21 protein-coding genes are annotated in these 23,586 nt (G+C 37.0%); 14 read left to right on the forward strand and 7 right to left on the reverse strand.

Annotated features, from left to right (window positions below):
* Positions 1-3: 3 nt before the first annotated feature.
* Positions 4-657, forward strand: coding sequence for a hypothetical protein (locus J0L69_09745; protein MBN8693469.1), 654 nt, complete (start codon positions 4-6; stop codon positions 655-657).
* Between the two features lie 142 nt (positions 658-799).
* The gene (locus J0L69_09750) at positions 800-1,858 is read left to right on the forward strand and encodes a PKD domain-containing protein (protein MBN8693470.1); all 1,059 of its coding nucleotides are present in this window, start codon (positions 800-802) and stop codon (positions 1,856-1,858) included.
* 22 nt (positions 1,859-1,880) lie between these two features.
* On the opposite strand, the gene frr is transcribed toward J0L69_09750, so the two are convergent.
* From frr to J0L69_09775, 5 genes are all read right to left on the reverse strand, one after another.
* A complete protein-coding gene (gene frr, locus J0L69_09755) occupies positions 1,881-2,441 on the reverse strand; it encodes a ribosome recycling factor (protein MBN8693471.1) in 561 nt (186 codons plus the stop codon).
* Positions 2,442-2,479: 38 nt separating this feature from the next.
* Complete coding sequence (locus tag J0L69_09760; protein MBN8693472.1) at positions 2,480-3,274, reverse strand: thymidylate synthase; 795 nt, start codon at positions 3,272-3,274, stop codon at positions 2,480-2,482.
* Between the two features lie 72 nt (positions 3,275-3,346).
* Positions 3,347-5,974: a gliding motility-associated C-terminal domain-containing protein gene (locus tag J0L69_09765; GenBank protein ID MBN8693473.1), complete on the reverse strand. Its 2,628-nt coding sequence runs from the start codon at positions 5,972-5,974 to the stop codon at positions 3,347-3,349.
* The gene (locus J0L69_09770; GenBank protein MBN8693474.1) at positions 5,974-6,456 is read right to left on the reverse strand and encodes a hypothetical protein; all 483 of its coding nucleotides are present in this window, start codon (positions 6,454-6,456) and stop codon (positions 5,974-5,976) included. The genes J0L69_09765 and J0L69_09770 overlap by 1 nt, the downstream gene beginning before the upstream one ends.
* A 95-nt stretch (positions 6,457-6,551) precedes the next feature.
* Positions 6,552-7,673 (reverse strand): cysteine desulfurase, encoded by a 1,122-nt coding sequence (locus J0L69_09775; GenBank protein MBN8693475.1) that lies wholly within the window; start codon positions 7,671-7,673, stop codon positions 6,552-6,554.
* 26 nt (positions 7,674-7,699) lie between these two features.
* Here J0L69_09775 and J0L69_09780 point away from each other — a divergent pair, with 26 nt between their 5' ends.
* Positions 7,700-8,593 (forward strand): DMT family transporter, encoded by an 894-nt coding sequence (locus J0L69_09780; GenBank protein MBN8693476.1) that lies wholly within the window; start codon positions 7,700-7,702, stop codon positions 8,591-8,593.
* A 1-nt stretch (position 8,594) separates the two neighbouring features.
* Here J0L69_09780 and J0L69_09785 read toward each other — a convergent pair whose 3' ends face one another.
* Positions 8,595-11,438: a PD-(D/E)XK nuclease family protein gene (locus J0L69_09785; GenBank protein ID MBN8693477.1), complete on the reverse strand. Its 2,844-nt coding sequence runs from the start codon at positions 11,436-11,438 to the stop codon at positions 8,595-8,597.
* A gap of 1 nt (position 11,439) precedes the next feature.
* Here J0L69_09785 and J0L69_09790 point away from each other — a divergent pair, with 1 nt between their 5' ends.
* The gene (locus J0L69_09790; protein ID MBN8693478.1) at positions 11,440-11,679 is read left to right on the forward strand and encodes a hypothetical protein; all 240 of its coding nucleotides are present in this window, start codon (positions 11,440-11,442) and stop codon (positions 11,677-11,679) included.
* On the opposite strand, the gene J0L69_09795 is transcribed toward J0L69_09790, so the two are convergent.
* Positions 11,676-14,399 (reverse strand): T9SS type A sorting domain-containing protein, encoded by a 2,724-nt coding sequence (locus J0L69_09795; protein MBN8693479.1) that lies wholly within the window; start codon positions 14,397-14,399, stop codon positions 11,676-11,678. The genes J0L69_09790 and J0L69_09795 overlap by 4 nt on opposite strands.
* A gap of 221 nt (positions 14,400-14,620) precedes the next feature.
* On the opposite strand from J0L69_09795, the gene J0L69_09800 reads away from it, so the two are divergent.
* The 10 genes from J0L69_09800 (at position 14,621) to J0L69_09845 (ending at position 23,559) form a co-directional block, all read left to right on the forward strand.
* Entirely contained in the window at positions 14,621-14,992 is a 372-nt protein-coding gene (locus tag J0L69_09800) for a 30S ribosomal protein S6 (GenBank protein MBN8693480.1), read from the forward strand.
* A 25-nt stretch (positions 14,993-15,017) separates the two neighbouring features.
* Positions 15,018-15,284, forward strand: coding sequence for a 30S ribosomal protein S18 (locus tag J0L69_09805; GenBank protein MBN8693481.1), 267 nt, complete (start codon positions 15,018-15,020; stop codon positions 15,282-15,284).
* Positions 15,285-15,303: 19 nt separating this feature from the next.
* Complete coding sequence (locus J0L69_09810) at positions 15,304-15,750, forward strand: 50S ribosomal protein L9 (GenBank protein MBN8693482.1); 447 nt, start codon at positions 15,304-15,306, stop codon at positions 15,748-15,750.
* 69 nt (positions 15,751-15,819) lie between these two features.
* Positions 15,820-17,157, forward strand: a complete 1,338-nt coding sequence (locus J0L69_09815; GenBank protein ID MBN8693483.1) for a PrsW family intramembrane metalloprotease — start codon at positions 15,820-15,822, stop codon at positions 17,155-17,157.
* A gap of 35 nt (positions 17,158-17,192) precedes the next feature.
* Positions 17,193-18,155, forward strand: coding sequence for a PorP/SprF family type IX secretion system membrane protein (locus J0L69_09820; GenBank protein MBN8693484.1), 963 nt, complete (start codon positions 17,193-17,195; stop codon positions 18,153-18,155).
* A gap of 21 nt (positions 18,156-18,176) precedes the next feature.
* Complete coding sequence (locus J0L69_09825; protein ID MBN8693485.1) at positions 18,177-19,577, forward strand: HD domain-containing protein; 1,401 nt, start codon at positions 18,177-18,179, stop codon at positions 19,575-19,577.
* Positions 19,577-20,551 (forward strand): GSCFA domain-containing protein, encoded by a 975-nt coding sequence (locus J0L69_09830; GenBank protein MBN8693486.1) that lies wholly within the window; start codon positions 19,577-19,579, stop codon positions 20,549-20,551. Before J0L69_09825 ends, J0L69_09830 begins: the two co-directional genes overlap by 1 nt.
* The gene (locus tag J0L69_09835) at positions 20,548-21,213 is read left to right on the forward strand and encodes a nitroreductase family protein (GenBank protein ID MBN8693487.1); all 666 of its coding nucleotides are present in this window, start codon (positions 20,548-20,550) and stop codon (positions 21,211-21,213) included. The genes J0L69_09830 and J0L69_09835 overlap by 4 nt, the downstream gene beginning before the upstream one ends.
* Positions 21,214-21,283: 70 nt before the next feature.
* Positions 21,284-22,489 carry a DEAD/DEAH box helicase gene (locus tag J0L69_09840; GenBank protein MBN8693488.1) on the forward strand — a complete coding sequence of 402 codons (1,206 nt, stop codon included), beginning with the start codon at positions 21,284-21,286 and terminating at the stop codon, positions 22,487-22,489.
* Positions 22,490-22,581: 92 nt separating this feature from the next.
* Positions 22,582-23,559 (forward strand): YitT family protein, encoded by a 978-nt coding sequence (locus J0L69_09845; protein MBN8693489.1) that lies wholly within the window; start codon positions 22,582-22,584, stop codon positions 23,557-23,559.
* The last annotated feature ends 27 nt before the right edge of the window (positions 23,560-23,586 follow it).

Genomic DNA, 23,586 nt, shown 5'->3' on the forward strand with positions numbered 1-23,586 from the left:
ATCATGAAAACACTATTTAAATTATCAAGTCTACTAATTACTGCTACACTCTTATTAAGTTTATCTTGTAAGAAAAAGAAAAACGAACCGGCTCCTAGCAATCCGCTCCCTCCCGACAACGCTTCAGAAGTTATAACAACCTTTAAATTATTACTTACGGATTCGGCCACCAGCACTGTTTATACATTTATGTATAAAGACCCGGATGGGGATGGTGGACAAGCAGGGTTTTATGGTCCTGGTACAAGCAGTCTCTCTACCCAAAGCGATTCGGTTTTTAATTTGAGTCCTAATACAACTTATTTTACAGAAATAGTCTTATTAGACGAAACAAAAAGTCCGGTTGATTCCATATCGAATGAAGTTGAAGAAGAAGGACAAGACCATATGTTTTTCTTTAATTCTACCAATCCAACCGGGTCACCTTATAGTTTAACATTAGGTGGATCGGGTATACATCTTATTTACACCGATCTTGACGGAGGTTCGCCACAAAGAGGAATCGGACTTAAAACAAGATGGAGAACATATGCTGCAACCGGCACTACAAAACATCCATTAAACATCATATTAAAGCACCAACCGGGAACCAAAAACGGAACCATTACCCCGGGGGACACCGATGTAGATGTTAATTTTAAAATGACTGTGCAATAAGTCTAAATACTAAGTTTAATTGAACGGACCAATATTAAAGCATTGGTCCGTTTTTATTGACACCCCCTATTAACAAGTTTTGGCACATTAATTGCGATTACTCGCTTGGTTAATTATCTTTGATTATATGAAAATCCGAAAGATGAAAAAGAAAATACTTACACTTTTAATTTTCATAACTCCATTCTTAACCTTTTCACAACACCTTCACCCTGCCATTAATTTTGATTATAACAATCTATGTTACGGCGGATTTACTTTTTTCACCAATACAACAGTATCCAATGCCCCGGCTACTTATACATGGTCGGTTTTCCGACAAGGATTTGCCCAACCGGTTTATACCGTTGCAACAGTGAATATGACCTATCAATTTCCTGCAAAAGATACTTACACCATATTACTTTGCGCTGATAACGGAGGCGGGCATCAGGATTGTATGGAGCAACGAATCATTATGGATTCATTAATTCACGCCGACTTCCAATACATTGATTGCGACAGTAAATTCAGTTCGTTTAGTCCCTGTGCCACAAGCCAGAAATGGGATTTTGGTGACGGAAATACTTCTACTTTAAAAAATCCTACTCATTATTATGCCAATACAGGAAGTTACAATGTAAAACTTGTGGTTAGTAATGGTACCGATAAAGATTCAATCACAAAATCAATTTTTTCTTATACGAATGCTGTTACCGGTGCTTTTACGTATCGTCACGAAAAGGACTCTGTGTTTTTTATGGCACACGATACCACTTTGGGTGGAAATGTAACATATCATTGGGATTTTGGTGATGGAACCGAGGAAGAGATTTTCAGTTTCCCGGGACAAAAAGTAAGACATAAATATCCATCTATTAAAAAAGACACCACTTACACGGTTCACTTACATGTTGAGGTTTTTTGTAATGAATGGGAAACAGAGCAAGATGTATTTATTGCGGATAGCGTAAAAGCGACTGAAACATTGGTGTTTCCTAACCCGTCCAGTCACCTTATATATATAGAATCGGAGCGTAAAACAGAGTTAACGGATATTAAATTATTTGATATACTCGGACAAGAAATTAAAGGCTTGAATGCAATTGAGAATTTAAGAGGATTTAATATTGATATCAGAAACCTGGCCAAAGCCACTTACATCTTGCGATTATATTATGGCACAGATGATGTTAAGACTTACAAAATCATTGTTAATTAAAAAGCCCCTTTCGGGGCATTTATTATACGGTTAAAATTTCTTTTTCTTTCTGTTCAAAATGCTTATCCGCCTTTTGCACATATTGATCTGTTAATTGCTGTATTTTTGTTTCCGCATCCTTCGCCTCGTCTTCAGCTAAACCATTCTTCTGTAGTTTCTTTACGTTTTCCATGGCTTCTTTACGCGCGTTACGAATACCAACTTTCGCTTCTTCACCTTCTGCCTTAGCTGTTTTTACCAATTCTTTACGGCGTTCTTCAGTTAAAGGTGGAATGGTGATACGAATGATAACGCCGTCGTTTTGCGGATTTAAACCCAGGTTCGCCATTTGAATAGCCTTTTCAATGGGCGTTAACAAACTCTTTTCCCAAGGTTGAATAACAATGGTACGAGCATCCTGAGTGTTTACATTAGCGGTTTGAGGAATGGGAACCATACTTCCGTAATAATCTACCATTACACTCTCAAAAATAGCAGGATTAGCTTTCCCTGCACGGATTTTAGTTAATTGCACTTCCAAATGGTTAATGGCTTTATCCATTGCTGCACTTGCATGGTCCATTACTGATTTTACGTCGTTCATAGTTTCTAATTTGCTACAAAATTATATTTATTTCTCAATTACACGGCTACGGCCGCTTTAATATGCGGATGCGGGTCGTAGTTCTCTAAAGTGAAGTCTTCAAATTTAAAATCGAATATTGATTTTACATCCGGATTTATTTTCATGGTTGGAAGCGGACGGCAATCACGACTTAACTGCAATTTAGCCTGTTCTATGTGATTCGAATAAAGATGCGCGTCACCGAACGTATGTACAAACTCTCCTGCTTTCAATCCGCAAACCTGAGCCATCATCATGGTTAATAAAGCATAAGACGCAATATTAAAAGGCACGCCCAAAAATATATCGGCGCTGCGCTGATAGAGCTGACAAGATAATTTTCCGTTAGCAACATAAAACTGAAAAAATGCGTGGCATGGCGGCAATTTCATATTATCGATATCGGCCACATTCCAAGCACTCACAATTAAGCGACGAGAGTCAGGCGTATTTTTAATCATCTCCACTACTTTCGTAATCTGGTCAATGGTTTTCCCATCTTTAGTTGGCCAACTGCGCCATTGATGTCCGTAAACCGGTCCCAAATTTCCATTGGCATCCGCCCACTCGTCCCAAATACTTACACCATTATCTTTAAGATATTTGATATTGGTATCCCCTTGAAGGAACCATAATAACTCATGAATGATAGATTTAGTATGGAGTTTTTTAGTGGTTAACAATGGGAAACCTTCCTCCAAGTTAAATCGCATCTGATAACCGAATACGCTTATCGTACCGGTACCTGTTCTGTCTTCTTTCTTTACCCCATGCTCTAAAACATGGCGCATTAAATCGTGAAATTGTTTCATAGTAATACTGGGTGAAAATAAAAAATCTCCGCCTTTATGAGACGGAGATTTATGAATAATTTTAAACTTAGCTTACTTTATTAAAGTAACGTGACCTGTTTTTTCTTTACGAATGTTTCCGTTAGAAGTAATACACTTAATTCTATATACATAAACATCATCTTTTAAAGTAGATCCTTTAACGGTTCCATCCCATCCCTTACTAACATCCGTTGTTCTGAATATAGAATTTCCCCAACGGTCGAAGATTTGCATTTCATACGAATCGGGTTTGAAACCCATGCCTTTTGGCTGGAAGACATCATTGTGCCCGTCACCATTAGGAGTAAACGCATTTGGAACATATAAGGTAAAATCTTCAACAACGGTTACCATTTTGGTAATTGTATCGGTACATCCGTGAATATTCGTTTCTATTAAGGTTACCGGATACATTCCAACTAAATTAAATTCGTGTGTTGGATGCGCTAAACTGGAAGTATCATAAGTTAAATCATAAGTATCTCCAAAATCCCAATGATATTTGGTAATTGGTCCGTTTACATAATAACTGGTAAAGTTGACAATATTTTCAATTAAACTTGGTTCTGATGGGTTCCAAGAGAAATCGGGTTGCGGACGAGGATAAACTGTAATTGGGAAAGGCGCTACACTCGTAGAGCGACAACCGTTAATATCTATAATAGTGGTGGTGATAGAATACGTTCCCGGATTCTTGAAACAGAAATTAATACTGTCTCCAACTGCATTTAAATTACCTCCAAAACTCCAGAACACATTCACTGCTTGTGGCGCCGCGAAACTTTGAAGATTTATACATAACGGTGCACATCCTTCAATAGTTGAGGCCGCAATGTTTGGAGCAGGAGCAGGATTTACATAAATAACAAAATTGGTTGTAACACTTTGAGTCGGACAAGCCACGTCATTCACAACAATGGTATAGTTGGTTGAAACAGCCGGTAAGGCAATGGCATTATTTCCTAATTGGGCGAAGATTGCGCTATTTGGTAACCACGAAATATTGTAAACTCCGGTACCGCCAATTGGCAATGTATATAAATCAACCGTATCACCTCTACAGATGGATACGTTATTAGGTACAATTGAAAAAGTAACAGGCGTTAAAACACTTACGATTAAACTATCCTGAGTTTTACAACCATTTACATCAACAATTAAAGTATAAATACCGCTATGACTAGTATTAGCATTGTTGATCGTTAAATCCTGCGTATTGGAATTAAATCCATTTGGTCCGCTCCATGTATAAGATGTTGCGCCTGCAGGTCCGTTTACTAATAATGTGGTATTATCACACACATTTGGAATTGGCGTTAAAGTAAAGTGAACTTTCGGTTTTACAGTCACATCCACTGAATTACTTGAAGCGCAGGTTACACCATTTTGAACAAATGTTGCAGTTACGCTATAAATTCCTGTCATGGCCGGAACAGCATTACCAATTGCAATATTTGGAGAGCTTGAAGAAAACACATTCGGACCAGTCCAGCTATAAGTTGTAGCACCGGGAGCGCCTGCTGAAAACCCGAAATTATCGTCCTGACAAACAGATATAACTGACGGAGCAACAGTGACCTGAGGTACTGGAATTACAGTAACACTTGTAGTGTTTCCTGCGTAGCAAACCAAAGTCCCGGTAGTTGAAGCTAATTGCACCGAATAGATTCCACTTGCTTGCGGAGGTAAGTTGTTTAATACAGGGTTCTGCAAAGTTGAGTTGAATCCGTTTGGTCCGGACCAATTATAAGTTACGGTACCTGTAGCACTAGCCGTTAAATTAACAGAGCCGTTTTCACAAACTGTAGAGTTTGAGTTAACGGCAACCGTAGGGGTGATAACCGTTACGTTGGTAATTGTAGTTACTGTAACAACTGAATTTAAGGTGTTAGTTCCTTGAAGTGTTACTGTATATGTCGTGTTGGAAGTTGGTGATACTGTGAATGCTATATTAGAGCCGGTTGATACTGCTCCTCCCGGTGTAATAGTTGCGCTTGCGTTGGTTAATGTAGTAGATCCTGTTAAAACAGCAGAAGACCCATTACAGATTGTTTGAGGTGCGATCACGAAAGGGTTACATGAAATACCCGCAGTTCCGGTGTTTGAAAATGACACCGCGGTATTTACACCGCTATAATTAGATATTAAAATTAAAAACTGTTGACCTGCTGTTACATTTAATGACGGCTGATAGTTACCGACTACACCACCCGGAGGAACAGGTCCCATTCCGGTACCACCACTGCTTGAAGCATTCCAGTTACAGGAAACAGGAGGTAAAGTATTATTAAAAATGTTTGTACAGCTTGCTGGTGTATATGGCCACATAGCCCAATCATAAAAACCAACTTGGGGATTCGCACTTCCTGCAGCTCCAAAAGAAAAACCTAAAGTTCCGTTACTGGAAATGGTTAACAACAACCATTGAGGGCCCGGGCCTTGAGAAAATAAACATCCACTATTGGCAGGGGCTGCAGGATTGTTACCATTCCCTATTTGCGGATTGGTTGATGGATTACTAACGTTTAGTCCCATTGTTAAACCGCTACCCGCACTACTCGTAAATTGAAAATTCGGATTGGTACATACAGGTTGAGCGGCGTTACACGCGGCAACGTTCTGGGCAAAGCTGTTAACGGTGAATAATAAAGCAGATATGGCTAATAAAATCTTTTTCATTATCTCGTAATTAACTTTTGAATACTATTAAATACAGCTCCGGGAGCTAAGTTCTCATAAATAAGATTTCCTTTACAATCAAATACCACATTATAACCGGCCGGCTTACCTTTCAAATGATTTACAATTTCTGTATTATCAGCCGATACTTTAATTAATTTTTTAATGCCATCTTTTTGTAAAGTAATGTCAGCATTGACATTGTCGTTCTCGAAATTGATATCCATAACAATAATGCCGTGTCCGCCACCTTTTAATTTTGCGTATTCAAAGGTTTTATAAACCTCTTCAAACTCTGCATTTAATTTGCGGCTGTTGTCATTATTAACCGACCATACATTGATTGCTATCAAACGATCGTTTGTGCTCTCTTTAGTTTGATTAGAAATAAAGGTGGATAATTTGCTGTATAAATCACTTTGGGCTTGTAAACCAAAAGTGGCCAACATTATAAATGAAGTAATAAATAGCTTCTTAATCATAAGTCAAAGTTACCGATAAGGGAACGTAATAACCTTGTTTTTTAATAATTTATAAAGGTAATTCACTCAGTTTCTTGGAATCTTAACATTAATTATCAGCTTATTAGCGCAGAAACCAGACTTTTAACCTCATCTATGGTGTTGTATTTACTGAAGCTAAAGCGATAGGAGTTTTTAATTTCTTCGTCATTTAATCCCATCGCTTTTAATACATGTGATAGCTCGCCCGAGCCTGAAGTACAAGCCGAACCACTTGAAAAAGCATAACTCTTTAAAAGCTCTTTTATATTAACACTTTCCGGAAAAGTAATATTACTGGTATTATATAATCTGGTACGTGTACTTCCGTTTATTCTCAATCCCGGAATTTCAAGAAGTTGATGTTCAAGATAAGCCCTGAGTTTTGATACTTGTGTGTTTGTTTCCCAAATCTCACCCTTTGCAATTTGCGAACACAAGCCTAAGCCTAATATTCCCGGAACATTTAATGTACCCGCTCTTCTTCCCGATTCTTGTCCGCCACCGTATATGAAAGGCAAGCAGTTCACTCGTGGATTCTTCCGTTTTAAATAAATTGCGCCAACTCCTTTTGGTCCGTGCATTTTATGCGCGCTCAAACACAAAACATCCACAGGGGTTTCGCTCACATCCAGCATCATTTTCCCTGCATATTGCGTGGTATCGCTGAAAAACAAAATTTTATGTTCACGTGCCAACTGACCAATTTCCTCAATGGGCTGAATAACTCCTGTTTCATTATTCGCGGCCATAATACAAATAAGTATGGTATCCTGACGAACGCTCCTTTGTAATTCTTCCGGCGAGACAAGACCTTCCTTATCTACATTCAAAAATGTTATCTCAGCGCCTTCATACTCCTCTAAAAACCGACATGTATCTAAAACTGCTTTGTGTTCAGACTTAACAGTAATGATATGTTTACCTTTTGATTTATAAGTTCTGTAAATACCACATAAGGCCATATTAATGGCTTCAGTAGCTCCGCTTGTGAATACAATTTCATTGGGTTCCGCGCCGATTAGGTCTGCCACTTGTTCGCGGGCTTTATCTACAGCTGCCTCTGCTTCCCAACCGTAAGCATGTAATTTACTGGAAGCATTCCCGTATTTCTGCGAAAAAAAAGGCAATATAGCTTCTACCACCCTATCATCTACTTTTGTAGTAGCGTTATTATCGAAATAAATTAAATCACTCATGCCTAATTAGTACATTTGCCGTTTCAATGTTTAAAGGTATAAATAAACACCATTTGCTGTTACACTTCATTGTGTTTATTTGGGGATTCTCTCCTATCCTCGGCCGCTTTATAACTTGCTCCACCATGCAATTGGTATGGTTTAGAATATTAATTACCCTAGTTTTAATTACCGGTTATATTATAGTAAGTAAGCAAAATATTCGGGTGAGTCCGATGAACTTAATCAAACTCGGATTAATCGGAATTATTATAGCCATACATTGGCTATGCTTTTATGGCGCTATAAAGGTATCCAATGTTTCGGTGACCATGGCTGCTTTTTCAACAGGAACGCTCTTCACTGCCTTAACAGAACCTTTGATCTTAAAACGTAAGATTATTTGGTATGAATTATTGATTGGACTTATCATCATTGGTGCAATTCTCATGATATTTTCAGTGGAAAATTTATATTGGCAAGGAATTATCTTAGGTGTATTGGCCGCCTTAACATCCTCTATATTCTCCGTATTTAATGCCATTATGATTAAGGATGTGAGTTCAACCATGATATCATATGTGGAATTATGGTTTGGATTAATTGGTTTGAGTATTTATTTAGCATTCACAGGAAGCTTTGATGCTTCGTTCTTTCAACTGGATTCACAGTCGATTATTGGTTTGCTTTTATTAGCCGGAATTTGCACAGCTTTCCCATTCATTGCCAGTGTGAATCTGATGAAGCATTTAAGTCCTTACACCATTACTTTAACCGTAAACCTCGAAACTGTTTACGGAATTATATTAGCTATTTTCATTTATCAGGAAAACAAACAATTATCCATTACCTTTTATATTGGTGTGATAATTATTTTACTCGCCATATTCTTTAACGCCTGGTTAAAAGGACGCGTTAACAAAAATGCCATTGCCTCCTAAATTAGCGATTGCAGATGGAGCGATAGGCGCAATACTCGCAGATATCTTCATCATCCGTGGCAACAAATTCGCCACCTTCAGTTAAGATACCTTGTATATAATCACTTAAATGATTTTCAAAATCGCTTAAAAGTTCGCCCGTAAACACTAAAGGTTGCTTTTTAAAAGTAATGTAACGCGGTTCTTTTTCGAAAACTTTAAAAGGTATTATACAGGGGCGGATTGATTCGGGTGCAGACAAATTATTTTTCCAGGCCATCCATGCGTAAATAAATAATTGAAGCATCTTATCAAACTTTTTATTGGAGAAAAGTGTGGCGCAATCCACAAACTCAAATTTATCACCGTCTTTAACCGAACTTTTATAATCAATGATTCTAAAATTACCTTCAAAATCATCGATACGGTCAGCTTTCCCTTTAATAAAAGCATTCGTTTCTTTTCCGTTCACGACAATTTTAACGTGCGCTTCCATTTCCTTTTCAAGAGCCACAATGGTAAAAGAATCTGTTTCGGAATTATTGATTTGATCAATGTCAAAATCAAGCAATTTCTCTACATACACCTTTAACACATTTTGTTGCAGTAGATTTTTTCCCATAAATGCTTCCGATTCCGAAAAATAATTTAAGAACGCAGATTCAACCGCTCCGGATACGCCGGGTTTAAGTGACTTAATGAGTGATGTGGTTATTTTATTATTGATATAGGGCGTGTATAATTTCTCAAGGACCTCATGTAATATAGAACCAAATGTGTTCGCTTCTGCCGACTCTTCCAACTCCACCGGTTCCACCAATCCAACACCATAACGGAAATAAAATTTAAGCGCGCAATCTTTATAAGTTATCAATGAAGAGGGTGATAAACCTTTGTATTCCTCATTACTAAGGGCCTTGTTTAAAATTCTGTCTAAAGCCGCTGTGTTTTTTGGTATCCGAACTTGATATTCTTCCTTATTAAAATCTAAATTACTTTGTGCCACATACTCATTCATTTTAATGGCAGGATTGTAGTTGTTTAATTCGAATTGCAGCTGACTTACAAATCGGCTTTTTTCGCCTTTACCAAATGTATCTGTTTCGGTATCGTAGGTGATGAAACATTTCTCAGCTCTTTGTAGTAAGCGGTAAAAGTGATAAGCATAGATGGCATCTTTATCGCCATATAACGGAAGGTTGAAATATCTTTTAAGATCGTTAGGAATAAATGAATTGATGGATTTTCCGGAAGGCAGCACACCTTCATTCACTGATACAAAAATTACATTCTTAAAATCGAGTGTTCGTGTTTCCAGAACACCCATAATTTGTAGTCCTTTTAACGGTTCTCCTAAAAATGCTGCAGATGCTGTGCCAACGATTTGACTGAATAGAATCCGAAACGATTTTAAAGAATCAAGGTAAGAATACTTGTTGATGAAGTCATTGACACGATTAAAATTTCGAATTAATACCTCAAGGTATTCCAATTCCAAACTTTTATATGAATTAATCTCAGAATTTAAATAATGTGCTTTAACCTCCGACAATAAATTACTTATGACATGGGCCGCTTCCTTCGCGCTTTTCCAGGGAGTAAATAAAAGTTTTATACTGTTATAATCATCGGCAAACAATTCTTTCAAAAGCTTATCCGAAATAAAAGCGTAATTTTTATCTAAAACGCGATGTATAATTTCATTTGTGTTTTTCAAAGACTTAATAAGGGAAAACTCAGCAAAAAAGTTATGGCGCAGCAGACTTAAAAAATCCTTATAATATATTGTCGGATTACTTCTGTTTTGATTCTCAAAAGCGACATGCAACTTGAGTAAATTATCAATAAAACTAAATGGAGAAGTGTATTTTACCGGATACTCCATGGTAATGTTGACATGCTCAATACTATTCGGTAATAATTTCAGAACCGGCCATAACATTTTTTCATTAGCCAAAACTACCGCAATTGTATCCGGACTCTCTCCTTGTTGAATCAGATCATCAATAACTTTACTAACGGTTTGCGCCTGTCCTATTTGTTTAGGAACCGCGATGATATCAATTTGCTTTTCTTCCTTAAAATAACTGTGAATGAAATTAAAATTCTTTTCGCCAAAAACTTTCTGATTACGACGAAGGAATAATCCCGCCTCCTGCACCGTACTGTCCAAATAATATGTATCGGCATCCCATAACATTTCTGCTTTTCCGGCTTCGCATAGTTTGGAAAAAATAAAAGTTTCTGCACTATTTAAAGCGTTAAAACCACAAAAAATAAATTTATGATATCGATTGGTAAAATTGGTTTTCTCGAGATTTTTAGCAGCTTGTCTGTAAGCTAATCCCTGATAAGCTTTGCCCTGCTCAAGTAATTTGGAAGTAAACTGTGAATAGATGCTACCGAGTTTACCCATGAACTTGATGTAATTTTTCTGAAAATCGGTCAATTCCTCGTGTGATAAACTCCAATTTTCAATTTCCTTAATGTCGCGCAGATTACTGTAGAGGGAAACACCATCTGCCAGATAGCGGTCAATTTCATTAAAATCCTGTAAGATTAAATTTCCCCACTTGGCAAACGATTCGAAACTTTCGGGATTTTCATTGTAAACCTCTATATACGTTTCATACAAACTGCAAATGAGTTCTACCTCCTCCAAATTTTGCAAACCGGAAAGTTCACGTATCAAATCTTCGGCCGAAATGATGGAGGGCAGCCAAATAGTTTGGTTGTATGTTTTAGCCAGATAATTTTTTAAAAAGAGAGCGCCACGCTTATTGGGAAGGACAATACAAAGCTGATCGATTTTTTTATCGTAATTTTGATGAATATACTGAGCAACCTGATTTAAAAAAGCGAGCATAATGGCCTTTGAAGATATAAATTTTCCTGTTTACCGTAAGTATAAGAATGGTAAAAGTTATTTTAAAATTATAGCACGAAATGAATTCGAAGAAATTCAGGTAATCGGAAGTAAAAAAATAAAAAATCTCATCAAAGCTATTCAGCTTCCTGAAATGAACCATGTGTTTGACTTGGTTTATAATAAAGATTTAGCTTTAGAAATTACCAAAGAAGAATACGAAGAAACTTACAACGCCTAATTTGTTTTCACATACTTAACACTGCGAGATTCGTTGCTGCCGATAATCTCCACCAAATAAATTCCGCGAGCGATATCTGACTTATCCAACAATTCTCTATAATCAATGGTCTTTTGCGAAAACATGAATTGTCCGCTCACCGAGTAAACATGAATAGTAACCTCATCATTCATTGAAGCGCTTTGCTCGCAACTGATGAGCTTAAAGAATTTAACGCCACCATTTTTATCGTATTGAGATAAGCGATAATAATTTGCGCCGCGCGAAGGATTCTCATCCAGATAATAATAATTTTTTGAAGATGCTGAATTACCGGCGCCTTTTACGCTTGTGAGTGTTGTGAAATTATTCCCATCATACGTTTTCTCTAAGAGAAAATAATCGTTATTAATTTCCATGGCGGTCGACCAAAACACATTAATTCCATTTATGGCCGGCTCACAACTGAAAGATTTTAACTCTACAGGCAATGGAGCCAGAATGTCATTTTCAAATTTTGCCACAAAACCTTCTTGTCCACCACTATTAGTAGGCTTATAAAATGCGCCTAAACCTGGGTTAAGCATTGGCAAATCAGTTGAGTTTGTTTCACCTGTTAAAAATATATCACTGTGAGCACTTACACCAATACATGCTCCTACTGCGCCTAAAATGTGGTCGTGACCGGAACCTCCCCAATAAGTTCCCCAAAGCATTGTACCTGTAGGGTCAAATTGAACTAAACAGTAAGTACCTTGAGCATCTTTTGTACCATCGTAAAAATGTGCACCACCCGGATTAAACGTTGGTGGGGAAGCTGTTCCGTCTGACACTCCACAAATAATAATGTTTCCATTGCCATCGAACGTTAAATTATGCTGACAATGTTCATTATTAGCCGTGCCATAATATGTACTCCAACTCATTTGACCCGTACTTTCGAAACGACAAACATAAATGTCCCAGCTTCCACCATTGTGCGTGTTATCAAAAAACGCAGTACCGCCTGGATTTACCAAAGGCATATTTGTAGAACCGGTTAAATTAATCATAGCTACATCTCCGTCGGGCGCCGTTGAAACCGACATAGCGAGCCACTCATCGCCACTTCCGCCAATAAATGTACCCCACTCTAAAGTACCTGTCAACGAGAATCGCGCCAAATACATATCAGTAGCTCCGTTTTGTGTGTTATCAAAATAAAAAGAGCCACCCGGATTAAGTGTTGGAATGTTTGTTGAAGCAGAACATGTTCCCAAATAAACTTTATTGTTTATTCTATCGACATGTAAATCCATAGAGTAGTTAATATCATCGCCAGTACCACCGTAAATAGTAGACCATAACATAGCACCGGCTGGACTCAATTTAATGAGTACAATATCATCTGCACCGTTTTGTGTATTATCAAAATATGAAGTTCCGCCAGGATTTACCAATGGAAAATTAGTAGACAACATACGTGATGCAATGAATAAATTTCCGGAAGCATCGCAATCCGCACCATTACCATGCGACAAACCGCCATCATCAAGTGAACCGCCAATGTAAGTTGCATGCTGACGAACACCGGCCAAATCAAACTTTGCAACGAAAATATCATACCCTCCCGCTAATGCTGCTTGGTAATAAGCGCCTCCTCCTCCATTTTGTAATGGCAAATTAGTAGAGTTAGTTGTACCAACCATCCATAACGTGTTTCCTTGTCCAACCGCAATTGAAATTCCTGTATAACTTGTTGCACCTTCATTGAGAGAACCTCCATAATAGGTTGACCAAAAATGAACACCCAGAGTATCGAACTTCGCTACAAAAGCATCTGTTCCTCCTGCTAAAGTTCCTTGATAATAAACACCGGCTCCCGGATTAGTTGTAGGGTAACTCGTACTATTGGTATAACCTGCTATATAAACATATTCGCCGGTACCCGAGCAAATAAGAGCCATGGTTTGTTCACCGCCTGCACTTCCCCAATAAGTTGACCAGTATAAGGGTGGATCAATGACCAGGGTTTTTCCTCCGGTTGGAGCCGCCACGTTAAATGCCACTGTATTTTCAGCTATTTCAATAAAATTTGCAGGAACTTGCGTGTTAGTTTCCTTCACATAAGCATATAAATTTTGTTCTTTAATCTCACCCATTGGATTGGTAAGAGTAATTGCTGTAGGTTCTATTTTAACTTTTGCCCATTTGTATTCCATTTTTATATCCGCAGGATTACCTCCGGGCTTTACAACAAACTCATACTTTAATTTTCCGGAATTATCACTGTAAATAACCCAATCAATATTGGGGTAAACATTACGATATGTTAATTTGTGATATCCTTTTAAGTTCGTAATTCCGTCAGCACAATGCGCATAATAATAATTCCAGCCTGATGCGGTTTCAAATTCTTCAATTACATTACTACGATTAATAGTCGCGTTTTTGAGAATCATATCCGTACGTGCAAAATCGGTAGTGGGATTGAAATTGGGGTTCGGACTTCCACCTAAAGCCGGATCATACTCATCGCGATGGTGTTTTAAAAAAACATAGGAAATGCCATTATCTGTAATATAAAACTCAATTCCAGGAATACTGGCACGATAATGTACCATTGTTGCCGGAGCTCCTGCATCATTTACAATTTGTCCTCGGTTTGGAACAAACGCTAAATTTTCACCTATGGAAAAGTTTTGAGTGGCAAAAATTGAGGTGCAGAAAAGCGTAAAGAAAAGCGAGTAGAGATACTTCATAGTTAGATGATTAGGGATGTTAAATAAAGTTAAACCATTGCACAGTCAATGTCCAGTTTTTTAGCAAAAACTTATGAGTTTACAACTAATTTATATTATTGATTTTCAAATAGATAAAGAAAGTGTGTGTTAAACCGATTTAGTATTGAAATTAATTCTTAGGTATTTCTTCTTACAACCAAGTAAATTCATTAACTTCGCACCCCTATTAAAAAACAATTATGGAAAAACGTTATGAGACGGTCTTCATTTTAACTCCCGTTTTGTCTGATGAACAGGCAAAGGAGGCCGCAAAAAAATTTAAAAAAGCACTCACCGATTTGGGAGCGAAGGTAGTGAACGAAGAACACTGGGGCTTACGTAAGTTAGCTTACCCAATTCAGAAGAAAACAACAGGTTTTTATCACCTTATCGAGTTTTCAGGAGATGCAGAGAACTTAATCTCTACTCTTGAAACTACTTACAAACGTGATGAAAGAGTGTTACGTTTCTTAACCGTTGCTTTAGATAAACACGCTATTGCTTACAGCGAAAAACGTAAAGGTAAAGTGGCTGAAGGTAAGACTAAAAAGAAAGAATCAGCTAACGCTTAATTATTAACCTTTAAAGAAATTTTGTATGGCAAATAATAACGAAATACGTTTTTTAAACCCTCCAACTGCAGAGGTAAAAAAGAAAAAATACTGCCGTTTTAAGAAAAGCGGTATTAAATACATCGATTACAAAGACCCTGATTTTTTATTAAAGTTCGTGAACGAGCAAGGTAAATTGTTACCACGCCGTTTAACCGGAACTTCATTAAAATACCAGCGTAAAGTGGCTCAAGCCGTAAAACGTGCCCGTCACTTAGCGTTAATGCCTTATGTGGCCGATTTATTAAAATAAAATTTAAATAATTATTACAATGGAAGTTATTTTAAAACAAGATATCAAAGGATTAGGGTTCGCTGACGAACTTGTAAAAGTGCGTCCGGGTTACGGTCGTAACTTTTTAATCCCACGCGGCATGGCAGTATTAGCTACTGAAGGTGCTCGTAAAATGCATGCTGAAGTATTAAAGCAACGTGCATTTAAAGAAGAGAAATTACGTAAAGAAGCTCAAACAAATGCTGAGAAATTAGCAGGTGTTACTATTAAAATTGGCGCTAAAGCCGGTGAAAATGGTAAGATTTTCGGATCAGTTACTACTATCCAGGTGGCTGAAGCTTTAAACAAAGCAGGTTACCCTGTAGAGCGTAAAAACATTGAAATCAGCGAAGATTCAATTAAAGCTTTAGGTACTTATAACGCTAAAGTGCGTTTATTTAAAGAAGTATCTGCAACTGTAAGCTTTGAAGTTGTAGCTGAATAATTTTAATCACTTTATTTTAAAACCCCGTACTCTTTCAGTACGGGGTTTTTTATTTTATCTTTATCAAACATGTACAATTTGTTTTTCTATCTATATCTGTCATTTTCGGGAGTAGCGGCCATCATAAGCATTAGTATGTGGATTGATTATTTCAGAAAGATTGATGTATTTGAACCTGAAAAAATAAGGAACCTTGTACTCGCCATGCTCATTGGATGTATTACTCCTTTTCTGAGTATATATCTATACCGACTCATTCATATGGTCGGCTACGATTTGAATGGTGAATTTTACAATGATTTAATGTATACCATTTTTGCAATTGGCGCCAATGAAGAACTTTCAAAAATTGTTGGTGTTCTGATTGTATTCCGTGTTTTCAAGAATAAAATAAATGAACCTATCGATTATTTAGTTTATGCCGGCGTAACCGCGCTGGGATTTTCAATTGTAGAAAACTTTAAATACTTCAATAATTATGGAATTCAAATTATTTCAACACGCGCCTTCTACTCTGCCCTCGTTCACATTATTAATACAACAATTATTGTTTACGGATTTTTCCGGCTGAAACTTTTTAATAAAGGCAATCAATATACCAACACCATTGTAGCCTTCATTGCCTCGGCTTCTTCACATGGATTGTTTGATTTTTTTCTCATTAATAATTTTCTCGGACCGGTAACACCATTCTTTGCAACAATTGTTTACTTAATTGGTATTAATTTTTGGGTGCAGATGCTAAACAACGCCAATAATTATTCGCAAAACTTCAGCTACGAAAAGATTCATTTCTCGAGTACTATTTTTTACCGCCTCTTATTTTGGTATTTAGCTACTCTCATTTTTACAATCGTTTATAACATGATTGTATTTGATCCGAAACGCGCGCTAAGTTACTTCTTTAACAGTTTAAGCTCCGACGGATTATTATTAGTCATCGTTATTCTGCGCGCCAGTCGATTTAAAATATTCTACCGCAAATATTTTAACGTTAATATTGAATTACCATTCTATTTCACAAAAAACGGTGATGAAGATTTTAAGCTCTTATATTTATTTCCAATTAAAATAAGGGGAGAGAGCGCTTACGAATACAAACTCACCACCTATTTAAATAAGATGGTTCAACTCTTTCCTTTGTCGGAAAAAGAAACGCAAATAAAAGAACCTTTAACTGTTAATCTCTGCGACAAAATACTCTTGAATGATGATGTGATTGTTTATAAAGCACAACATCAAAATCAAACCTATTACATTAAGCCCAAAACCAATGGCGATACAGAAACCGAGCAAGAACATCCTATTGCGGGTTTATTTACTTTAAAAGAGGTTTATAATCAAGAAAATGAGGCTGTGCTTAGTTATAAGGACCTTAATTTTATAGAATGGATTTATGTAAAATAATCGCTGTTTTTTACGTAAATTAGTACTGCAACATTTTGAGAAAATCAATCTTCATATTCGCTCTATTCATTTCAGCGCTTGCCGCTAATGCACAACAATTTCCTTGGTACACACAATACCGTAGCAATCTTTATATGTTTAATCCCGGTTTTTGTGGCACAAAACGTTTTGTTGATTTACGATTGTTTTATCGCTATCAATGGGCCGGTTATAAAGGTGCGCCTAAAACGTATGCCGCAACTTTTAACATGCGTTTAATGGAAGGCAAAGTTGGTACTGGTTTAATTTTCTTCAATGATGAAATTGGTCCGTTTAAAAACACCAATGCTTCTTTAAGCTTTGCTTATCACTTGAAATTTGATGATGTTGAATTATCGATTGGCTTACAAGGGAGTTATATGCAACAATTGTTTAATGGAACAAAGTTAACTTTACATAATCAGGCTGATCAAAGCATTAATCTTTTAGCCTCTTCTAAAACCACTGCTTATGACGGTAGTTTTGGCCTTGTGTTGATTAACGACCGATTCTATTTAGGAGTGGGTGGGATTAATATCTTAGGAAAAGAAATGAATCACACGTATTACAATACACCCGGCTTTTTAGGTAAATATAAAAATGAGGCCGCTTATAGCGTAGCTGCAGGCTATAACTACGCTGAAAACCCGAACTATACTTTCGAGAATTCACTTATGGCTTTATACACAAGTGGAGTTCCAATCTATATCGATTACACTTTACGTCTTCATATCAATAAAATTTTACTTACCGGTTTCAGTATCCGATTTAAAGACGCTGTTGCTTTGCATTTAGGATTTAATATAAAAAATCAATTTCAAGTGGCTTACACCTATGATTATGTTACTTCGCCATTACGTAAATATCAAAGCGGGTCGCACGAACTAAGTATTGTTTTTTCGTCTGATTTGGGACGTAATCAACAAAAACGTGGATTTAACGGACGATTCCTCAAACAAAAATTTCAATATTTACTTTAATTACTGCTCCTAATTTATTGCATGTATTCCTTTTTAAATCAACATATATTTAAACTTATTTCTGAATGCGCTGACGAGCTTCATGTGGAAGCGTATGTTATTGGCGGATATGTTCGTGATGTGATAATGAAAAGACCAACCAAAGACATTGATGTGGTAACGGTTGGTAAAGGAATTGACCTTGCTAAAAGATTACATCAGAAACTGGGAGAAGAAGCGCATCTTTCCGTTTTTAAAAATTTCGGAACTGCTCAAATTAAGTGCGGTGATTTGGACGTAGAGTTTGTTGGCGCACGAAAAGAAAGTTATGATCGTAACTCCCGCAAACCGGTTGTTGAAGACGGAACTCTGCAAGATGATCAGAATCGTCGCGATTTTACCATCAATGCATTGGCAATCGGTCTCAGTAAAAATAATTACGGTCAACTACTCGATTCTTTTGGGGGACTGAATGACATTGAAAACAAAATCATCCGCACACCGCTTGAACCGGGTATCACCTACAGTGATGATCCATTGAGGATGATGAGGGCTATTCGCTTTTCATCACAATTGGGATTTAGTATAGAAGAAAAATCATTAACTGCCATCACGGAAAATAAAGAGCGTATTAAAATCGTATCGAAAGAACGTATCGCTGATGAGTTAAATAAAATCATACTCTCGCCCATTCCTTCTGTAGGATTCAAATTATTATTCGATACCGGTTTACTCCCCATCATATTTCCTGAAATGGCTAAACTTCATGGCGTGGATACAATAAACGGATTATCTCATAAAGACAATTTCTATCACACATTAGAAGTATTGGATAATGTGGCGCGCAAAAGCGATAACCTTTGGTTACGTTGGTCGGCCATCTTACACGATATCGCAAAACCTGCCACCAAACGATTTGAACCCGGACACGGATTTACTTTCCATGGCCACGAAGATAAAGGCGCCCGAATGGTACCGAAGATATTTGCCAATTTAAAATTACCCCTGAATGAAAAAATGAAGTACGTACAAAAATTAGTATTGCTTCATCTTCGTCCGATTGTATTGGCAAAAACTGAAGTAACAGATAGTGCTGTGAGACGCGTACTTTTTGAAGCGGGTGATGATATTGATGATTTAATGGCTTTATGCGAAGCGGATATCACAACAAAGAATCCGAATAAAGTAAAACGCTACATGCACAATTTTGAAATTGTGCGTCAGAAATTAGTTGAGATAGAGGAAAAAGATCGCTTACGAAATTGGCAGCCTCCCGTTATGGGCGAAGAAATTATGCAAATGTTTAATTTAAGTCCCGGCAGAGAAATTGGCATTTTAAAAAACGCTTTAAGAGATGCTATTTTAGATGGCGTTATCGAAAACAACTATGAAGCCGCCAAACTCTTTCTCATAAACAAGCATAAAGAATTAATGGTTAAATAATGCAGTTTCACCTTAACTATAATCATCCGAAGCAAGATTTTGACATTACTCATGAAAGCAAATTATTCATGATGGGATCATGCTTTGCGGAGAACATAGGTGATAAATTAAACGAACTCAAATTTAACTGTACCTTAAACCCAAACGGAATTTTATTCAACCCCATTAGCATTGCCACTGCATTAAGTTCCTATATAAACAATACCATTTTATCGGAAGAAGAAGTTGTGTTTAATAACGAATTATATCACAGTTTCAATCATCATGGCTTTTTTTCATGCGGTAATAAAGAAGAACTCATCAACAAAATAAATCACAATACGCGTCAGGCCCATAACGCTTTAAAACATGCCGATGTATTACTGATTACGTTTGGCTCTTCTAACGTTTATGTTAACAATGCAAATAGCGAAGTAGTAGCCAACTGTCATAAATTCCCGCAACACCACTTTACAAAAGAGCAATTGCAGCCCGGTGAAATCATTAATCGTTATGAACAGTTAATTGAAGATTTAAAAGTATTTAATCCTAAATTAAAAATCATCTTCACGGTTTCTCCGGTTAAATATTTAAAAGACGGATTAATTGAGAATAATTTGAGCAAAGCGGTATTAATCTATAGCATTCATGAAATCCTAAAGCAGCATTCTTATTGTTCTTATTTTCCCGCCTATGAGTTAGTAACCGACGATTTACGTGATTATCGTTTTTACAAAACCGACATGGCTCATCCTAACGAACAAGCCATTGAGTACGTATGGGATAAGTTTTCGGTAAGTTACTTTACAGAATCAACGCAAAAAATAATTCAAAAAATAAAAGAGATAAATTCAGCCATGAATCACCGACCGTTAAAGGAATCTACTTTAGCTCATGCTGAATTTAAAAAATCATTTCTACAAAAATGTACGGAGCTGGAAAAGGCACATCCAAATATTAATTTTCAAACCGAAAAAAATTTCTTTACATCATGAGTCAATATCCCTTCATTAACTATGTAAAAGAAACTTACCCTGAAGCGGAAGTAATTAAACGCGCGTTAGAGCATTTCGATTTTTACAACAAACGTCGTACAGTGCGTGATTTTTCGGACAAAGAGATTCCAATGGAAGTACTGGAAAACATTATTAAATCAGCTTCTACAGCACCTTCAGGAGCCAATAAACAGCCATGGACATTTTGCGTTGTTACCAATACCGAATTAAAAAAACAAATACGGGAAGCTGCAGAAAAAGAAGAATACGAAAGCTATAACGGGCGTATGACTCCTGAGTGGCTGGAAGATTTAGCACCATTAGGCACCGACTGGCAAAAACCATTTCTGGAAACGGCGCCGGCGCTTATCATTGTTTTTAAACGCTCCTATGAAATAGTTAACGAAAAAAAGAAAAACAATTATTATGTGACTGAGTCCGTAGGATTAGCATGTGGCTTTTTACTCGAAGCTATTCATTACTGTGGATTGGTTGCCCTCACACATACTCCAAGTCCGATGAATTTTTTAAGTAAATTATTAAACCGACCGGAAAACGAAAAACCATTTTTATTAATACCGGTTGGCTACCCTGCAGAAAACACCATGGTGCCCGATATTAAAAGAAAAACATTAACAGATATAGCTGTATTCTATAAATAAAATAAAACATATCACCTTGACATTCGACGATTTTAATTTTGATTCAGCCTTAATGGATGGCCTTTATAGTATGGGTTACAAACAGCCCACTCCCATACAAGAGCAGGCTATTCCTGTAATTCTTCAAAACAAAGACCTTATTGCCTGTGCGCAAACCGGAACAGGAAAAACGGCGGCATATCTCTTACCAATTATAAATCACATTTTACACGCTCCCACTCGACATCTCAACACATTAATCATTGCCCCAACACGTGAATTAGTATTGCAAATTGACCAACAAATTGATGGCATGGGCTATTTTTGTTCGGTGGGTTCAATTGCTGTATATGGAGGTAGTGATGGCATAACGTTCGAGAAACAAAGGCAAGCCATGCAAGAAGGGGTTGACATTGTGTGCGCCACACCCGGTCGTTTAATTGCGTTATTGCAAATGGGACAACTCAATTTTGAACACCTTCAGCATTTAGTTTTAGATGAAGCCGATCGAATGTTAGACATGGGCTTTTTTGATGATATAAGAACCATTATTAGTTATCTTCCGAAAAAAAGACAAACTATTTTGTTTTCGGCTACCATGCCTCCTAAAATCCGACAGTTGGCAAACCAAATCTTAACCGAGCCTGAAACCATTAATATTGCAATTAGTAAACCTGCTGCCGGCATTAATCAGCAAGCGTATGTTGTTTATGATAATCAAAAGGAGCCTTTACTGCAGGAAATTCTAAAGAATGAAGATTATCAAAGTGTCATTATTTTTTCAAGCACCAAGGAAAATGTAAAAGCGCTCGAGAAAACAATCCGTAAAATGGAACCATCGGTAAAAGCGTTTCATAGTGATTTAGAGCAGGCCGAACGCGAAGAAATTATGCGTGATTTTAAAAATAGAAAATTGCGTGTTTTAATTGGAACAGATATTTTATCGAGGGGGATTGATGTAGAAGGAATTAGTTTGGTAGTAAATTACGATGCTCCACCTGATCCGGAAGATTATATCCATCGAATCGGAAGAACGGCTCGTGCGCAAAAAGCCGGCGTAGCCATCACTTTCATTAATCAAAAAGATCAAGGAAAATTTGCGCGCATAGAAGCTTTGATGGGATACGATGTAAATAAACTTCCGATTCCTGAACAATTAGGTGCGGGACCTGAATACAATCCGGAAGCCAATAAAAAATTTGAGAAGAAACCGTTTAAACCGGGTGGACAAAACCGAAAAGGCGGATTTAGAAGAAAAGGAAATTCAGGAGGAAATAACCGTCCGAATAAGAATTAAGCTTCTGTTTAATTTTTTTTAACACGATACTTTTCTTCTGAATTCTATCTACAAATAAGTTTTCACTATATTAGCAAAAAGTGAAAATTTAATTGAACCCAATTTTCAAGCAAATAATTATCAAGCAAGTTCTGGATGAGAAAAAGAATAAATCATCCGGGAATACTAATGCGACAGCATATGAGTTTGCAAAAAAATGGCGTATTTTAAAAGTTACCTATAAGGGTTTCGTAAAGGATTTTCTGTTTTTAGTAATAGGCATCGCGTCGGCAGCTTTTGGCCTCGAAAGCTTCTTATTACCAAATAATTTTATTGATGGCGGTGTTACCGGTATCTCACTTTTAACTTCAGAAATTACTTCTACTCCACTCTACATTCTGATACCGCTCATTAATATTCCGTTTATTATTTTGGGATACAGAATAATCGGAAAAGCATTTGTCATCAAAACCACTATTGCAATTATTGGTCTTGCTTTAACATTAGCACTATTTTCTTTTCCTGAAGTAACCCATGATAAATTACTAGTTTCTATTTTCGGTGGTTTCTTTTTAGGTGCCGGAATTGGTATGTCGGTGAGAGGTGGCGGCGTTCTAGACGGAACGGAAGTATTAGCTATTTATATTAGCCGGAAAGCGGGCGCTACCATTGGTGATATCATCATGGTGATCAACATTGTGATTTTTTTGGCGGCGGCTTACTTCCTTTCGATTGACACTGCTCTCTATTCAATGCTAACCTATTTGGCTGCTTCCAAAACATTGGATTTTGTTATTGAAGGTATTGATGAATACACCGGTGTTACAATTGTTTCCTCGCATAGTGAAGAGTTAAGATTGATGATTACCGAAAACATTGGGCGAGGTGTTACGGTTTACAAAGGAAAAAGAGGTTACGGTAAAAAGGGACACAACTCCGAGTTCGACATTATTTACACTGTTATCACGCGTCTTGAAATAAGTAAATTGAAATTGGAAATTGAAAAAATTGATCCAAATGCTTTTGTGGTAATGAGCAGTGTTAAAGATACCATTGGTGGAATGATAAAGAAAAAATCATTTGCGCATTAACTCCGTTTACAAGAGAAAATTAAAAAG

The organism is Bacteroidota bacterium, from assembly GCA_017303905.1.
Lineage (GTDB): Bacteria > Bacteroidota > Bacteroidia > B-17B0 > Aurantibacillaceae > JAHEYG01.